21 protein-coding genes are annotated in these 16,528 nt (G+C 29.7%); all 21 read left to right on the top strand.

Annotated elements, in window-relative coordinates:
• The first annotated feature begins 191 nt into the window (after positions 1-191).
• The 21 genes from fmt to CQA69_RS04965 all read left to right on the top strand — a co-directional run bounded on the left by fmt (position 192) and on the right by CQA69_RS04965 (position 16,526).
• Positions 192-1,109 carry a methionyl-tRNA formyltransferase gene (gene fmt, locus CQA69_RS05065; RefSeq protein WP_137620720.1) on the top strand — a complete coding sequence of 306 codons (918 nt, stop codon included), beginning with the start codon at positions 192-194 and terminating at the stop codon, positions 1,107-1,109.
• Positions 1,090-1,725 carry a biotin--[acetyl-CoA-carboxylase] ligase gene (locus tag CQA69_RS05060; protein ID WP_137620719.1) on the top strand — a complete coding sequence of 212 codons (636 nt, stop codon included), beginning with the start codon at positions 1,090-1,092 and terminating at the stop codon, positions 1,723-1,725. Before fmt ends, CQA69_RS05060 begins: the two co-directional genes overlap by 20 nt.
• Positions 1,722-2,507 (top strand): ParA family protein, encoded by a 786-nt coding sequence (locus tag CQA69_RS05055; protein ID WP_137620718.1) that lies wholly within the window; start codon positions 1,722-1,724, stop codon positions 2,505-2,507. Before CQA69_RS05060 ends, CQA69_RS05055 begins: the two co-directional genes overlap by 4 nt.
• 3 nt (positions 2,508-2,510) lie before the next feature.
• Positions 2,511-3,350, top strand: coding sequence for a ParB/RepB/Spo0J family partition protein (locus CQA69_RS05050; protein ID WP_137620717.1), 840 nt, complete (start codon positions 2,511-2,513; stop codon positions 3,348-3,350).
• A gap of 76 nt (positions 3,351-3,426) precedes the next feature.
• The gene (locus CQA69_RS05045) at positions 3,427-3,861 is read left to right on the top strand and encodes a FoF1 ATP synthase subunit B' (RefSeq protein WP_137620716.1); all 435 of its coding nucleotides are present in this window, start codon (positions 3,427-3,429) and stop codon (positions 3,859-3,861) included.
• Entirely contained in the window at positions 3,862-4,368 is a 507-nt protein-coding gene (locus tag CQA69_RS05040; protein WP_137620715.1) for a F0F1 ATP synthase subunit B, read from the top strand.
• Positions 4,368-4,889, top strand: coding sequence for a F0F1 ATP synthase subunit delta (locus tag CQA69_RS05035; protein ID WP_137620714.1), 522 nt, complete (start codon positions 4,368-4,370; stop codon positions 4,887-4,889). Before CQA69_RS05040 ends, CQA69_RS05035 begins: the two co-directional genes overlap by 1 nt.
• Before the next feature lie 12 nt (positions 4,890-4,901).
• Positions 4,902-6,407, top strand: a complete 1,506-nt coding sequence (gene atpA / locus CQA69_RS05030; RefSeq protein ID WP_137620713.1) for a F0F1 ATP synthase subunit alpha — start codon at positions 4,902-4,904, stop codon at positions 6,405-6,407.
• Positions 6,408-6,416: 9 nt separating this feature from the next.
• Entirely contained in the window at positions 6,417-7,301 is an 885-nt protein-coding gene (gene atpG, locus CQA69_RS05025; RefSeq protein ID WP_137620712.1) for an ATP synthase F1 subunit gamma, read from the top strand.
• 25 nt (positions 7,302-7,326) lie between these two features.
• Positions 7,327-8,718 carry a F0F1 ATP synthase subunit beta gene (gene atpD, locus CQA69_RS05020; protein WP_137620711.1) on the top strand — a complete coding sequence of 464 codons (1,392 nt, stop codon included), beginning with the start codon at positions 7,327-7,329 and terminating at the stop codon, positions 8,716-8,718.
• Positions 8,711-9,100, top strand: a complete 390-nt coding sequence (gene atpC, locus CQA69_RS05015) for an ATP synthase F1 subunit epsilon (protein ID WP_137620710.1) — start codon at positions 8,711-8,713, stop codon at positions 9,098-9,100. The genes atpD and atpC overlap by 8 nt, the downstream gene beginning before the upstream one ends.
• A gap of 3 nt (positions 9,101-9,103) precedes the next feature.
• On the top strand, positions 9,104-9,658 hold the full coding sequence (locus CQA69_RS05010; protein WP_137620709.1) for a MotA/TolQ/ExbB proton channel family protein: 555 nt from the start codon (positions 9,104-9,106) through the stop codon (positions 9,656-9,658).
• Between the two features lie 10 nt (positions 9,659-9,668).
• Positions 9,669-10,058: an ExbD/TolR family protein gene (locus CQA69_RS05005; RefSeq protein WP_137620708.1), complete on the top strand. Its 390-nt coding sequence runs from the start codon at positions 9,669-9,671 to the stop codon at positions 10,056-10,058.
• Positions 10,059-10,062: 4 nt separating this feature from the next.
• Complete coding sequence (locus CQA69_RS05000) at positions 10,063-10,842, top strand: TonB C-terminal domain-containing protein (protein WP_137620707.1); 780 nt, start codon at positions 10,063-10,065, stop codon at positions 10,840-10,842.
• A gap of 16 nt (positions 10,843-10,858) precedes the next feature.
• Positions 10,859-12,073: a Tol-Pal system protein TolB gene (tolB, locus tag CQA69_RS04995; protein ID WP_137620706.1), complete on the top strand. Its 1,215-nt coding sequence runs from the start codon at positions 10,859-10,861 to the stop codon at positions 12,071-12,073.
• Between the two features lie 67 nt (positions 12,074-12,140).
• Positions 12,141-12,638, top strand: a complete 498-nt coding sequence (gene pal, locus CQA69_RS04990) for a peptidoglycan-associated lipoprotein Pal (RefSeq protein ID WP_137620705.1) — start codon at positions 12,141-12,143, stop codon at positions 12,636-12,638.
• A 3-nt stretch (positions 12,639-12,641) separates the two neighbouring features.
• Complete coding sequence (locus CQA69_RS04985; protein WP_137620704.1) at positions 12,642-13,592, top strand: tetratricopeptide repeat protein; 951 nt, start codon at positions 12,642-12,644, stop codon at positions 13,590-13,592.
• 12 nt (positions 13,593-13,604) lie between these two features.
• On the top strand, positions 13,605-14,168 hold the full coding sequence (locus CQA69_RS04980) for an FKBP-type peptidyl-prolyl cis-trans isomerase (protein WP_137620703.1): 564 nt from the start codon (positions 13,605-13,607) through the stop codon (positions 14,166-14,168).
• Positions 14,168-15,091: an ACP S-malonyltransferase gene (gene fabD / locus CQA69_RS04975; RefSeq protein ID WP_137620702.1), complete on the top strand. Its 924-nt coding sequence runs from the start codon at positions 14,168-14,170 to the stop codon at positions 15,089-15,091. Before CQA69_RS04980 ends, fabD begins: the two co-directional genes overlap by 1 nt.
• Entirely contained in the window at positions 15,088-15,774 is a 687-nt protein-coding gene (locus CQA69_RS04970) for a 5'-methylthioadenosine/adenosylhomocysteine nucleosidase (protein WP_137620701.1), read from the top strand. Before fabD ends, CQA69_RS04970 begins: the two co-directional genes overlap by 4 nt.
• Positions 15,771-16,526, top strand: coding sequence for an ATP-binding protein (locus CQA69_RS04965; protein WP_137620700.1), 756 nt, complete (start codon positions 15,771-15,773; stop codon positions 16,524-16,526). The genes CQA69_RS04970 and CQA69_RS04965 overlap by 4 nt, the downstream gene beginning before the upstream one ends.
• The last annotated feature ends 2 nt before the right edge of the window (positions 16,527-16,528 follow it).

Genomic DNA, 16,528 nt, shown 5'->3' with positions numbered 1-16,528 from the left:
TCTTAACTCCAAAAAATATTTTTATTATAGCATTTTTAGAATTGTTATCAAAAACTTTTATAACTTAAATTTTTATAAAACAATATTCTTTTATGTTCGGGGCTAAATTTAAATTATCTTAAATTTTAAACCATTTTTTAATTTCAAATTCGATATTATTTCAAAAATTTTTATTTTAAAGTTTATAGACAATGAAAAAAATTATTTTTATGGGAACACCAGCTTATGCAACTTGCATTTTAAAAGCTCTTTTAGAAAATGAGAATTTTAATATCGTAGCACTTTTTACTCAACCCGATAAAACAGTAGGCAGAAAACAAATTTTAACTCCAAGTCATACAAAAGCTTTTTTAAGCAATCATTCTTCTTGTATTCCAATTTTCACACCTAAATCATTAAAAGATGAAGCAACCATTAAACAAATTAGCGAATTTAAACCTGATTTTATCGTAGTGGCTGCTTATGGAAAAATTTTACCTAAAGCTATTTTAGATATAGCCCCTTGTATCAATTTACACGCTTCTTTATTGCCAAAATATCGTGGTGCCAGTCCTATTCAAAGTGCGATTTTAAATGGTGATAAAAAAAGTGGGGTTTGTACTATGCTTATGGAAGAAGGGCTCGATACAGGTGCTATACTTGAAAGTGTAGAATGTGATATCAAAGATAAAAATTCAAGCGAAGTTTTTGAAATATTGGCTAATTTAGCTGCAAAGCTTATCATTTCCACTCTTTTAAATTTTGAAAATTTAATCCCTAAAAAACAAGATGAAAATCTAGCAACTTTATGCACAAAAATAAAAAAAGAAGATGGGATGATTACATTAAGCAGTGCAAGAGAAATTTATCAAAAATATCTCGCATTTACTCCTTGGCCAAATGTTTTTTTAGCTAATGGTTTGAAATTTTTAGAATTAGAGCTTGTAGATGAAAATGAAATATTTAATCAAGAAGGAGAAATTTTAGAATTAGAAAAAGAAAGTTTTTTACTATCTTGCAAACAAGGTATTTTGCGTATAAAAAAATTGCAAGAAAGTGGAAAAAAAGTCCTTGATGGGCGTACTTATTTAAATGGAAAGAGGTTGAAAGTTGGAGATTATTTGCATTGAAAGTATAAATTCAACTCACCTTTTTTTATGTGAGCAAATTCGCAATAAAAAAATAATAAAAAATACCGCTTTATATGCTTTAGAACAAACTCAAGGGATAGGAAGTAGAGAAAATTCATGGCAAAGTTCAAAAGGAAATTTACATTTGTCCTTTTGTTTAAAAGAAAAAGATTTACCAAAAGATTTGCCCTTGGCTTCGGTTAGTATTTATTTTGCCTATTTGATCAAAGAAATTTTAGAAATTCAAGGTTCTAAAATATGGCTCAAATGGCCAAATGATTTGTATTTGGATGATAAAAAAGCTGGTGGAGTTATGAGTACAAAAATTTCTGATTTTATCATCGGAGGAGTAGGATTAAATATCACTTTTGCTCCAAAAAATAGAGCTTTATGCGATATTAAAATTTCCATTGAAAATTTAGTTAAAGAGTTTGTAAAAAAGCTAGAAAAAAAAATTTTATGGAAGAATATTTTTAGCAAGTATATGTTAGAATTTGAAAAATCAAGACATTTTAGCGTCCATTACGAAGGCAAAATTTTTTCACTTAAAGATACTTGTTTATATCAAGATGGATCAATTTTATTAAATAATAAAAGGGTGTATAGTTTAAGATGAGCGAGATTATTACAATAGCAAATCAAAAAGGTGGAGTTGGAAAAACAACAACAGCTGTAAATTTAGCAGCTTCTTTAGCGGTAGCAGAAAAAAAAGTTCTTTTAATTGATGTTGATCCTCAAGCAAATGCTACAACAGGACTTGGCTTTAATCGTAATAATTATGAATATAATATTTATCATGTTTTTATAGGCAAAAAAAAGCTTTCTGATATTATTTTAAAAACAGAATTACCACAACTTAATTTAGCACCATCAAATATTGGACTTGTAGGTATAGAGCAAGAACTTGCTAAGGGCGAAAACAACGAAAAAAAAACTATATTAAAAAATCAAATTCAAGAGGTTTTAGAAGAATATGATTTTATCATCATCGATTCTCCACCTGCTCTTGGAAGTATTACTATCAATGCTTTTGCGGCAAGTGATAGTGTAATTATCCCTATACAATGTGAATTTTATGCACTTGAAGGTGTTGCAATGGTTTTAAATACTATTAAAATCATCAAAAAAACTCTCAATCCAAAACTTAAGGTGCGTGGATTCTTGCCAACTATGTATAGCTCTCAAAACAATCTTTCCAAAGATGTTGTAGAAGATCTAAAACAAAATTTCAAAAAACAACTTTTTACTATAAACGACAATGAAGATGATTTTATAGTAATTCCACGCAATGTTAAATTAGCAGAAAGTCCTAGCTTTGGTAAACCAATTATACTTTATGATATTAAATCGCCCGGATCTTTGGCTTATCAAAATTTAGCTTACTCAATTTTAGGATAAAACATGGGTTTAAATAAAAATAAAGGATTAAGCACACTCATAGGAGATGTGAGCGAAATTTATTCTAAAGAATTAGGACTTGATAAAAATCAAGTAAGTCTTATTGAAATTGAAAAAATCATTCCAAATCCTTTTCAACCAAGAAAAGTTTTCGATCAAGCAGCCTTAAACGAACTTGCAAATTCTATCAAAGAATACGGACTTATTCAACCTATAATTGTTCTTAAAAAAAATGATACCTTTATTTTAGTTGCTGGTGAAAGAAGATTACGTGCTACTCAAATTTTAGGCGAAAAAAATATACTAGCTTTTGTTTCAGATAGCGACGAAACAAAACTCAGAGAGCTTGCTCTTATAGAAAATATCCAAAGAGAAAATTTAAATCCTATAGAACTTGCACATTCTTACAAAGATTTAATCGAAGTGCATAATATCACTCAAGAAAATTTAGCAGAACTCATTTATAAAAGTCGAACTCAAATCACAAATACTCTAAGGCTTTTAAATTTAGATGAAAAAACTCAAGAGCTTATAATTCAAGGAAAAATTTCTCAAGGACACGCTAAAGTTTTAGTTGGTTTAAATAAAAAAGATGAAAAAATGCTAGTAGATAGCATTATAGGTCAAAAATTAAACGTAAGAGATACAGAAAAAATTGTTCAAAAAATAAAAAATAAAGAAAAAATACAAGAAAATGAAGATATAGAATTTGATAATTCTATGCAAAATTTAAAACAAATATTAAATAAAATTGGCTTTACCTGCACAAACAAAAAAAATAATCTCACTATTCATTTAGAAAATATTGCTAAAATTAAAAAATTAATTAAATTTTTTAGTTAATTTAATAAAAATCTTATTTTCTTGTGCTAAAATGATAATATCCTAGATTTGTTCTAGTATATTAAAGGAAAAACCTATGTTTGAAGATATGCATTTATCTATAATGTTTGCTACTATGGCTATTTTTTTAGCTATGATAGTCATTTTAAATTCTATGTTATATAAACCTCTTTTAAAATTTATGGATGAAAGAAATGATTCTATTAAAAATGATGAAAATAAGGTTAAAGAAAACTCTCAAGAAATGCTAAATGCAAACGATGAAGTTGAAGCAATTTATGCAAACACTAGAGAAGAAGCTTCAAAAATGAAACAACAAGCAATTTATGCAGCTAGAGAAGAAGCAGAGCAAATTATTAAAGCAAAAAAGGAAGAATTAGAACGAAGAATGAGTAGTTTTTATTTAGAACTAGAAAATCAAAAAAAAGAATTCCAAGATAATTTATATAAGCATTTACCTGAATTTAAGCAGGCTTTATCAAACAATATTAAACAAATAGGGATAAAATAAATGAAAAAATTATATTATGCTATTTTATTGTGTCCTTTATATGCTATAGCTGCGGGTGATAGCGAATATGATATCATTCCAAGAACGATTAATTTTCTTATTTTCGTTGCTATATTGTATTATTTTACAGCTGATTTTTTTAAAAATTTCTATAAAAATCGTATATTGAAAATTTCTTCCAAGTTGGACGATATCCAAAAAAAACTTTTAGAAAGTAAAGCAAAAAAAATCGATACAATAAAAAAACTTGAAGAAGCAAAAGCAAATTCTGCCGCAACTCTAGCTACAACAAAAAAAGAAATAGAAATACTTGTACAGAAAATTCAAGAAGAAACTCAAAATGAAATTGCTTCACTTGAACAATATTTTGAAGATCAAAAAAAATACGAATTAAGAAAAATGGAAAAAGAAGTTGTTTCTTCTGTTTTAAAAGAAATATTTGAAGATTCAAGTATGCTACTAAAACAAAATGAAATTGTGGATATTATAATGAAAAAGGCATCTTAATGGATAATTTAATAGCTAAAAAATATGCAAAAGCTATTGTTTCGAGAATAGACGAGGAGGAATTTTGCAAAAATTTATTTATTTTAAATTCAGCATTTTCTTCGCCTAAATTTAAAGATATAATTAATTCTAGTCAAATTCATAAAGATAAAAAATTAGATTTGCTAAATTCTTTTTTAGAAAAAATAAATCCTAATTTTACAAATTTTTTAAAATTGTTGATAAAAAATTCAAGACTTTCTTATATTCCTCAAATTTTCAAAGAACTTGAAAAACAAAAAGCACTCAAAAATAATGTTTTTTCAGGCATTGTCTATTCTAGAGAAGTTTTGAGTGAAAACAATCTTAAAGAACTAGAAAATAAAATCGGAACAAAATTAAATACCAAAATCAAACTAGAAAATAAAATAAATTCAAATAATGGTATTAAAATTTATTTAGAAGAGTTGGGTTGTGAAATTTCTTTTTCTATGAAAAGCCTTCAAAACAAAATAAGTGAATATATACTTAAAAATATTTAAGGAGAACGTATTATGAATTTTAAAGCTGATGAAATCAGTTCTATTATAAAAGAAAAAATTGAAAATTTTAATTTAGATATCGAAATTGAAGAGACTGGGAAAATCATCTCCATAGCTGATGGTGTTGCTAAAGCCTATGGTTTAAAAAATATTATGGCTGGAGAAATGGTTGAATTTGAAAATGGTGATAAAGGCATGGCTCTTAATCTTGAAGAAAGTAGCGTGGGTATTATCATACTTGGAAAAGGAGAAAATTTAAAAGAAGGCTCTTCAGTAAAACGCTTAAAAAAACTTCTTAAAGTCCCAGTAGGCAATGCTTTAGTTGGAAGAGTTGTTAATGCTCTAGGAGAACCAATTGACGCTAAAGGTCCTATTGATAGCAATGAATTTCGCTATGTAGAAGAAAAAGCTAAAGGTATAATGGCTAGAAAAAGCGTTCACGAGCCTTTACAAACAGGAATTAAGGCAATAGACGCACTTGTTCCAATTGGTCGTGGTCAAAGAGAGCTCATCATTGGAGACAGACAAACAGGCAAAACCACCGTGGCAATAGATACTATTATTGCTCAAAAAGGACAAAATGTAATTTGTATTTATGTTGCTATTGGACAAAAACAAAGCACGGTAGCACAAGTAGTTAAAAAACTTGAAGAACACGGAGCAATGAGTTATACTATAGTGGTAAATGCGGGAGCAAGCGATCCTGCAGCTCTACAATATCTCGCACCTTATTCTGGTGTAACTATGGGAGAGTTTTTTAGAGACAATGCAAAACACGCTTTAATCGTATATGATGATTTGAGTAAACATGCTGTAGCTTATCGTGAAATGTCACTCATTTTACGTCGTCCTCCAGGTCGTGAAGCTTATCCGGGTGATGTATTTTATCTTCACTCAAGACTTTTAGAAAGAGCAAGTAAATTAAATGATGAATTGGGTGCAGGCTCTCTGACAGCTTTACCTATTATAGAAACTCAAGCAGGAGATGTTTCAGCATATATTCCAACTAATGTGATTTCAATTACAGATGGACAAATTTTCTTAGAAACAGATTTATTTAACTCTGGAATTCGTCCTGCGATCAATGTTGGATTATCTGTTTCTAGGGTTGGTGGTGCTGCACAAATTAAAGCAACTAAACAGGTTTCTGGGAATTTAAGATTAGATCTAGCACAATATAGAGAACTTCAAGCTTTTGCACAATTTGCAAGCGATCTTGATGAAGCAAGCAGAAAGCAGCTTGAACGTGGTCAAAGAATGGTAGAGCTTTTAAAACAACCACCATATGCTCCAATTAGCGTAGAAAAACAAGTTGTTTCTATATTTGCTGGAACTAAAGGTTATTTAGATGATATAGCTGTTTCAAAAGTCAAAGATTTTGAAGACGGAATTTATACATTTATAGAAACAAAATATCCAGATATTTTTGAACAAATTCGTTCTAAAAAAGCTTTAGATGTAGAATTAGAAGAAAAGCTAATTAAAGCTATTAATGAGTTTAAGACAAATCACCTATAAGGTTCTTTTATGTCCAATTTAAAAGAAATTAAACGAAAAATAAAGAGTGTTCATAACACTCAAAAAACAACCAATGCTATGAAGCTTGTTTCTACTGCTAAATTAAAAAAAGCAGAAGAAGCAGCTAAAAGATCGAGAATATATGCTCAAAAAATTGATGAAATGCTAGGTGAAATTTCATTTCAAATCAATAAAATTATTCACGATGAAAATGATTCTAGATTTACCTTATTCCATAAAAAAAATCAAATTAAAAATATTGATCTCATTTTTATTACTGCGGATAAAGGACTTTGCGGTGGTTTTAATATTAAAACTTTAAAAGCCGTAAGCGATTTTTTAAAAGATTGTAAAACAAAAAATATCAATGTGCGTTTAAGGGCGATTGGTAAAACTGGAATAGAATATTTAAATTTTCAAAAAATAGAAATTTTAGAAAAATATATTGGACTTAGTTCTAGTCCAGATTATGAAAAAGCTTGTTCAATCATCCATTCTGCTGTAGATGATTATTTAAAAGGAATCACTGATGAAGTTATTTTAATTCATAATGGATATAAAAATATGATCACTCAAGAATTAAAAATTTCTCATCTTATCCCAGTGGATCCAAAAGAACCCGAACTCGCTTCAAACTCTCTTTTAGAGCTTGAACCTGATGATACAAGTCTTTTGGAAGATTTGATGAAAACTTATTTTGAATATAATATGTATTATGCATTAATTGATTCTTTAGCGGCAGAGCATAGTGCAAGAATGCAAGCGATGGATAATGCAACCAATAATGCAAAAGCTAGAGTAAAACAGCTTAATCTTGCTTACAATAAGGCAAGACAAGAATCCATTACCACTGAACTCATAGAAATTATCAGTGGTGTTGAATCAATGAAATAGTAAATTTTTAAGGAGAGTATTAATAATGCAAGGATTTATTTCACAGATATTAGGTCCGGTTGTTGATGTAGATTTTGATAACTATTTACCTCAAATCAATGAAGCCATTATCGTTAATTTTGAAAGCGAAGGAAAAAAACATAAACTCGTTTTAGAAGTAGCTGCACATTTAGGAGATAACAGAGTTAGAACCATTGCTATGGATATGACAGATGGTTTAGTTAGAGGAATGGAAGCTCAAGCTTTAGAAACTCCTATTAGTGTGCCTGTTGGTGAAAAAGTTTTAGGAAGAATTTTCAATGTTACGGGTGATCTAATAGACGAAGGCGAAGAAATTACCTTTGATAAAAAATGGGCAATCCACAGAGATCCACCGGCCTTTGAAGATCAAAGCACTAAAAGTGAAATTTTTGAAACAGGCATTAAAGTCGTTGATTTATTAGCACCTTACTCAAAAGGTGGTAAGGTTGGACTTTTTGGTGGTGCTGGTGTAGGTAAAACAGTTATTATTATGGAGCTTATTCATAATGTTGCCTTTAAACACAGTGGATATTCAGTTTTTGCAGGTGTTGGTGAAAGAACTCGCGAAGGAAATGACCTTTACAATGAGATGAAAGAAAGTAATGTTTTAGATAAGGTTGCTTTATGTTATGGACAGATGAATGAACCACCAGGAGCAAGAAATCGTATCGCTTTAACAGGTCTTACAATAGCAGAATATTTCAGAGATGAAATGGGACTTGATGTGTTAATGTTTATCGATAATATTTTTAGATTTTCTCAATCAGGTTCTGAAATGTCAGCACTTTTAGGAAGAATCCCTTCAGCTGTTGGTTATCAGCCGACTTTAGCAAGCGAAATGGGTAAATTCCAAGAAAGAATTACTTCTACAAAAAAAGGATCAATTACTTCAGTACAAGCCGTATATGTTCCAGCTGATGACTTAACTGATCCAGCTCCTGCAACTGTTTTTGCACATTTAGATGCAACAACAGTTTTAAATAGAGCCATTGCTGAAAAAGGTATTTATCCAGCAGTTGATCCGCTTGATTCTACTTCAAGAATGCTTGATCCAAATATTATTGGAAAAAAGCACTATGAAGTAGCACGTGGAGTACAATCTGTTCTTCAAAAATATAAAGATTTACAAGATATTATTGCAATTTTAGGAATGGATGAACTTAGCGAAGAAGATAAACTTACAGTTGAAAGAGCAAGAAAAATAGAGAAATTTTTATCTCAACCATTTTTTGTTGCTGAAGTATTTACAGGTAGTCCAGGAAAATACATTTCTCTTGAAGAAACTATAACAGGCTTTGAAGGAATTTTGGAAGGAAAATATGATCATTTACCAGAAAATGCTTTTTATATGGTTGGAAATATTGATGAAGCAATCGCAAAGGCTGATAATGAGTGATTTATTTAAAATTGAAATTATTACACCTATGGGTGTAATTTATGAAGGTGATATAAAATCAGTTACTTTGCCAGGAAGTGAAGGAGAATTTGGGATATTAAAAGGACATGCAACATTAGTTTCTTCATTAAAATCTGGCTTAATTGATATTGAAAAAGATGATTTAAATCACGAATTAATTGCAATTGATGCAGGTCATGCAAAAGTTGATGAAAATAAAATTAGCATTTTGGCAAAAGGTGCAATTTGGATTTCAGGATCAGATGAAAGCGAAATAAAAAGAAATCTTTCAAACGCTAAAGAATTAATCAAATCTATGAGTTCAGATAGCGTGGCCTTAGCTGCCACCTTTTCAAAAATAGACAATATATACAAAGGTTAATGAATGAATTTTGAAGCGATATTTCATTTTTTTGGAGATTCAAGTATCATTACTTATGTAGTTTTAGCTTGGCTTTCTCTGTATTTTATACTTTCTTTTTCTATATTTTTTTCAAAAATGACTTATTTGACTGTTTGGAGAAACAAGGAGAAGGAAAGTTTAGAAGCTTTACTTTTAGGAGAAAAAGATTTAAGCAGAACGGATTCTATTTTAAGAAAGTGTACTGATACAAGTCTTAATCACTTAGAAATTTATAAAAATCTAGCTAATCGACGTGCATCTGGTGGTTTAACTTGGCTTAGTATTGTTGCTTCAACCTCTCCTTTTATAGGTCTTTTTGGAACAGTTATTTCCATACTTGAAACTTTTGGAGGTCTTGGATCGCAAAATTCTTTGAGTATTATTGCCCCAAAAATAAGTGAGGCTTTAGTCGCGACTGGTTGTGGAATTTTAGTTGCCATACCTGCTTATACTTTTCATCTTATTATTAAAGCAAAAGCTTTTAATCTATTAAGTATTATTGATAGCGAAATTAAAGTTATAAGTTCTAATAATTAAAGGTTTATTTATGCATTTTGATGAACAAAAACCAGAACTTAATATTACACCTTTAGTAGATATTATGCTTGTTTTACTTGCTATTTTGATGGTAACAGCTCCAAGTATAACTTACGAAGAAAAAATAAACCTTCCACAAGGAAGTCAAAAATCTACTAGTGCTCCAACAGTCAAAAGTTTAATTGTAAGCATTAATTCCAAAAAAGAAATTTTCTTAAATCAAGAAAAATATGATTTTGTAAGTTTTGCAGATAATCTTGCACAAAAAAAATCTCAATTTAATACTGAAGAACCTGTTTTTATAAGAGCAGATAAAAGCTTAAAATACGATGATGTTATTTATGTATTAAGAAATATCAAAAATTTAGGTTTTAGCAAAGTTGCCCTACAGACAGAATAAAATTATGAAAAATTACGGCTTAAGCAATTTAAATTCTTTTTTATTAGCTCTTGGTGTTTATCTTATTGTAGTGGGTTTTATTTTTTTTAGACTTATCATCCCAACTGAACCTGCTATACAATATACAGATATTAAAGATAGTTTTATTGATATTGAACTTGCTGAACCATCAAAACAAGTTGTAACGCAACAAAATACTGCTAAAGAAACCCAAAAGCCAAACGATCAAATCGATATTGAAAAACTTTTTGCACAAACCACAAATCAAAGTGTAAAAACTGAAGATGTTGAACAAAAATCGAGTAATTTTAATGAGCTTTTTGGAAACATTAAAGAAATACAAGATGAAAAAACTACTAAAATTCAATCGAGTGCAAAATCAGGAACTTCAATTGCTCCAAAGCCTCAAGTATCAGAACTTGTTAAACAATTAAATGATAGTTTAATCCAAGAAGAAAATCTCACCCAAGGCGAAAATACAAATGCTCAAAAAACAGGAATTTATGACGAATTTTTAGGCAAAGTAGTTCGCATTATTACTCAAAGATGGAAACAATATTATCCAAATAATAAAGAGATTGTCGTAAAAGTTAAAATTTTTATTGATGAAAATGGAAAATTTGGTTATACTTCAGTGGAAAAAAGTGGTGATTCTTTATATGATGCTAAAGTGGCAGAATTTTTAGAAAATCAAAAAGGAAAATTTATTACCTATCCGCCACAAAATAAAAGTATAAGTATTACTATGAATTTAAAGGATGAAATTAAAACCAAAACTCAATAATAATTTAGGAGAAAAAATGAAAAAAATTTTTACTATTTTCTTGCTTTTTTTAGGCATTCTTTGGGCTGAAGATCCAACCATTACCGTTGTAAATTCTGGCGTAGAATTACCAAAAATTATCGTTAAAGATAACTCCAATTTAGATAATTCTGCCTTAAAACGCAGTTTTTATAATATAATTGTAAATGATTTAAAGGTAAGTTCAAATTTTGAAGTTGTAAGTAATGGAGCTGAAAAAAGTAATTATATTTTTGAATACGCTTTAAGCAAAAATGGTGATAATTTAAGTTTAAATGTCAAGATTAAAGCTGGTGGAATTGAAAAATCAAATCAAACTTATACCCTAAACAATGGTATAGAACAATATCCTTTTTTAGCCCATAAGAGTGTAAAATCTTCTGTTAATGTATTAGGTTTGCCTCCTATTGAATGGATGGATCATAAAATTTTAATTTCTAGAAATTCAAGTTCAAGAAAAAGTCAAATTATAATAGCTGATTACACTTTAACTTATCAAAAAGTTATAATTGATGGTGGTTTAAATTTATTTCCAAAATGGGGAAACAAAGAGCAAACTATATTCTATTATACAGCATATGATAATAATATGCCGATACTTTACCGCTATAATCTAAATTCAAATAGAGCTGATAAAATTTTATCAAGTGGGGGTATGGTTGTAGCTAGTGATGTAAGTTCTGATGGAAATAAACTATTGGTTACTATGGCTCCAAAGGATCAACCGGACGTTTATTTATATAACTTACGTACTAAAAATTTAACACAAATTACAAATTATTCAGGTATTGATGTAAATGGTAATTTTATAGGCAACGATGATAGTAAAATAGTTTTTGTAAGCGATCGCTTAGGCTATCCAAATATTTTCTTGCAAAAGCTAAATGATACAAGCGGTGCTGAACAAGTTGTTTTCCATGGTAAAAATAATTCAGCTGTTTCAACTTATAAAGATTTTTTAGTTTATTCAAGTAGAGAACCTAATCAATACGGAGTTTTTAATATTTATCTAATGTCACTAAATAGTAATGATATAAGGCAACTTACAGCAAATGGAAAAAATTTATTCCCTAGATTTTCTAGTGATGGCGGAAGTATAGTGTTCATAAAATATCTTGGAGCACAAAGTGCATTGGGTGTTATCAGGGTTAATGCAAATAAAACTTTTTATTTTCCATTAAAAATTGGAAAAATTCAATCTATTGATTGGTAAAAAGTTGCAATTAATGAAAAATTTAGATATAATATCTAGGAAATTTATCAACTTTGAAAGGTCGTAAATGAAAAAAATTCTTTTTAGTTCGATTGCAGCATTTGCAGTAATCATTAGTGGATGTAGCACTAAAAGCTCTAGTGTAAGTGGTGATACTAGCGTAGATTCTAATGGTGGTTCAGGCGGTAGAGATAATTGGGATATTGACTCAAGAATTTCTCATCTTAATGAGACTTTAAATAAAGTATATTTTAATTTCGATAAATTTAATATTCGCCCAGATATGCAAACAGTTATAAATACAAATGCTAACATCTTTAACACTGAAGTAAGCGGTGTTAATATTACAGTTGAAGGTAATTGTGATGAATGGGGAACTGATGAATATAATCAAGCTTTAGGTTTAAAAAGAGCAAAAGCTGTAAAAGAAGCTTTAATTGCTCAAGGAGTAAACGCTGACAGAATTTCTGTAAAAAGCTATGGAGAAACTAATCCGGTATGTACCGAAAAAACTAAATCTTGCGATGCACAAAATCGTCGTGCAGAATTTAAACTATCAAGATAATTGATGAGAAAAATATTTTTAGTAGCTCTTTTTATGGGAGCTACTTTGCTTTATGCTGAAAATTCTGCTTTTGGTGCAGGAGATTTAACAAGCAACTCCCCTTATGGTTTAAGCTCTAATGAAATATTATTAAAAAATAAATTAGATACTCTAAACAATAATAATGCTCAAACAAATGCAAAAGTTAATGAAATAGAAGAAAGAGTTGAGGGCTTACAAAGCACTTTAGAAGGCATAAATTCTCAATACGCTAAATCCAATTCTAGATTAACTCAATTAGAAACAAATAACGATATTTTAGAAAGTAATTTAACTGCAGAAATTCAAAATTTAAAAAAATATGTTGAAGAGAGTAGAAAAATTCAAGAAGCCAATAACAAGCAATTTAAAAAAATTTTAACAGAACTTAGCTCTTTGGTGGATTCTATCAATGCAAGCTATGTTTCCAAAGATGATCTTAAAGACTTAAATTTAAGTAACTCAATATCTAATCCTAGAATAAAAAGTGATAACGAAATTTCAGAGAAAGAAAATAATTCTACAAACAACACACAAGTCGAACATAAAGAAATTAAAAATATAGATGATTCTTGGAAAAAGAAAAAAGGTGATGAAATTTTAAATCTAGCTATAAAAGATCTTCAAAAAAATTCATATGAAGATTCTAAGACAAAATTAAACTATCTTATAAAAAAACAATATAAACCAGCAAGGGCAAATTTTTGGCTAGGAGAGATAGAATATAAACAAAAAAATTACAATAATGCCATTGTATTTTATAAAAAAAGTTCTGCTATAGGTTCGAAAGGAGATTATTTTCCAAAGCTTTTATACCATACAGCAATTTCACTAGATAAAGTAGGAAATACAAAAACAGCTAATGGTTTTTATAAAGCTCTAAAGAAAAATTATCCAAATTCACCTGAAGCAAAAGCTTCACCAAATAGAAAATAAAAAAGGAAAAAAATGTCAATAGAAAAAAATAATGTTGTTTCAATGTTTTATGAACTCAAAGATGCAAATACAAATGAAGTTTTAGAGTCCAATCTATATGCTCAACCTATTTCTTTTATAGTTGGCAAAGGACAAATTTTAGAAAGTTTAGAAGAAGAAATTATGAAGCTTGATTGCCCAAGTAATACCGATATTCTTGTAAAAAAAGAAAAAGGTTTAGGCGAATACGATGTAAATGCTATTCAAACACTCCCTAAAGAACAATTTGCCGGAATTGATTTAAAAATAGGCATGGAACTTTTCGGAGAAGGTGAAAACGGTGAAACCGTTCGTGTAAGTGTTAAAGAAATCAATGAAAACGATGTGGTAGTTGATTATAATCACCCTTACGCTGGAAGAGATTTGCTCTTTTCACTTAATATCGTGGATGTTAGACCAGCTAGCGAAGATGAAATTTTAACAGGCATTATTGCAGGAAGCCATAGTTGTGGATGTGGTGGAGGACATCATGATCATGATCATCATCACGGAGGTGGCGGTTGCTGCGGTGGTGGCGGAGGTTGCGGTTGTCACTAATGAATATTGCCTTTATATTTCCAGGACAAGGTTCTCAAACTATTGGAATGGGAAAAAGCTTTTATGAGAATTCTAAAAATGCAAAAGAACTCCTTGAAAGCGCAAGTGATTTTTGTAAGATTGATTTTAAACATTTGCTTTTTGAAGAAAATGATCAATTAAATAAAAGCGAATTCACCCAACCTGCTATTGTATTAAATTCTTTGATGGCTTATGTAGCCTTAATCGAACAAAAGCCGGATTTGCAAGCTGTATTTTCCCTAGGTCATTCTTTAGGGGAATTTTCAGCTTTAGCTGTAAATGGAGCTTTAGAATTTTTGCAAACTCTTACTTTGACTAATAAAAGAGGATTTTTCATGCAAGAAGATTGCTCTAAAGTTGAAGCAGGAATGATGGTTGTTTTAGGGTTAGATGATCAAATCGTAGAAAGTATTTGCGAAAAAGCACAAAAAGAAAATAAAAAAATATTTGCAGCAAATTATAATTGCGATGGTCAAATCGTTGTAGCAGGTTTAAAACCTGATCTTATAAGCTATGAAAATGAATTTAAAAATGCCGGAGCAAAAAGAGCAATGCTTTTAAATATGAGTGTTGCAAGTCATTGTCCTTTACTAGAAAATGCTTCATCAAAACTTTGTGTTGAGCTTGAAAAAACACTCAAGCCAAATTTTAAAGCTGTAATTTCAAACGCAAATGCAAAAATTTATACCGATAAAGAGCAAGCATTGAAATTACTCAAATCTCAATTAATCTCTCCAGTCCTTTATAAACAAAGTATTAAAAATTATGAAAATGAAATCGATTGCTTTATAGAATTTGGAGCAAGTGTTCTTAAAGGCTTAAACAAAAAAATAAGCTCTAAGGAAACTTATTCTTTAACTAATTTTAACGATATTGATGAATTTTTAAAGGTTATTAAATGAAAATAGCAATTTTAGGTGCAATGCCTGAAGAAATAACTCCTTTGCTTGAAATTTTAAAAGAATATAAAAGTATAGAATATGCAAACAATACCTATTATTTAGCAAATTATAAAAATCATGAGCTTGTCTTAGCTTATTCTAAAATAGGAAAAGTTAATTCAACTCTAAGTGCAAGCATAATGATTGAAAAATTTGGAGCCGAAATTTTGCTTTTTACAGGCGTAGCAGGTGCCTTTAATCCAGAATTAGAAATAGGCGATTTGCTCTATGCTACCCAATTAGCACAATACGATCTCGATATAACCGCTTTTGGACATCCACTTGGTTTTGTTCCCGGAAATGAAATTTTTATAAAAACAGATGATAAATTAAATAATCTTGCTTTAGAGGTTGCAAAAGAATTAAATATTAAACTTAAATCAGGAATCATTGCAACTGGAGATGAGTTTATCTGCGATGAAACAAAAAAAGCAAAAATTAGAGAAATTTTTAAAGCTGATGCTTGTGAAATGGAAGGCGCAAGTGTTGCTTTAGTTTGTGATGCTTTAAAAATTCCTTGTTTTATTTTAAGGGCTATGAGTGATAAGGCTGGAGAAAAAGCAGAATTTGATTTTGATGAATTTGTCATCAACTCTGCAAAAATTTCAGCCAATTTTGTTCTTAAAATGTGCGAAAAATTATGATAAATCTTAGCAAAAAGCTTATACGACAAGTTGCTCAAGCAAATGCTAAATTTGGACTTATTAAAGATGGAGATCGTGTTCTTTTAGGCTTAAGTGGTGGTAAAGATTCTTTAGCTTTAGCACATCTTTTAAATCGTATGCAAGCTCACGCTCCTTTTAAATTTGAACTTGAAGCTGTAACTTTAAGCTATGGCATGGGTGAAGATTATTCTCATTTACACGCACATTGTGAAGAATACGGTATTAAACATAGTATTCTTGATTCTAACATCTACGAAGTTTCAGGCGATACTATAAGAGAAAATTCAAGTTTTTGTAGCTATTTTTCAAGAATGCGTCGTGGAGCTTTATATACTTATGCTCTTGAAAAAGGTTTTAATAAACTTGCCATTGCTCATCACTTAGATGATGCGGCGGAAAGTTTTTTTATGAATTTTATCCATAATGGATCCTTAAGAACTCTAGCTCCGATCTACAAAAGCAAACGCGGTATAACAGTGATACGCCCTTTGATTTTTGTAAGAGAAAGACAACTTAGAGACAATGCGATACAAAATGAGCTCCAAGTTATCGGAAATGAATTTTGTCCTGGTATGAAACTCAGTGAAAAAAATGTCAAATTTCCACACGCAAGAGAGGAATCTAAGCAACTTTTAGCAAATCTGGAAAAAGAACACCCTAAACTTTTTACGAGCTTAAAAACTGCCTTTTCTAACCTACACACAGAGACTTTTTGGATCAATCAAGTATAAAA

Source organism: Campylobacter estrildidarum (assembly GCF_005406205.1).
Taxonomy (GTDB): domain Bacteria; phylum Campylobacterota; class Campylobacteria; order Campylobacterales; family Campylobacteraceae; genus Campylobacter_D; species Campylobacter_D estrildidarum.
Note: the sequence above shows the minus strand (reverse complement) of the source record. Positions and strands in the feature narration are given on the sequence as shown.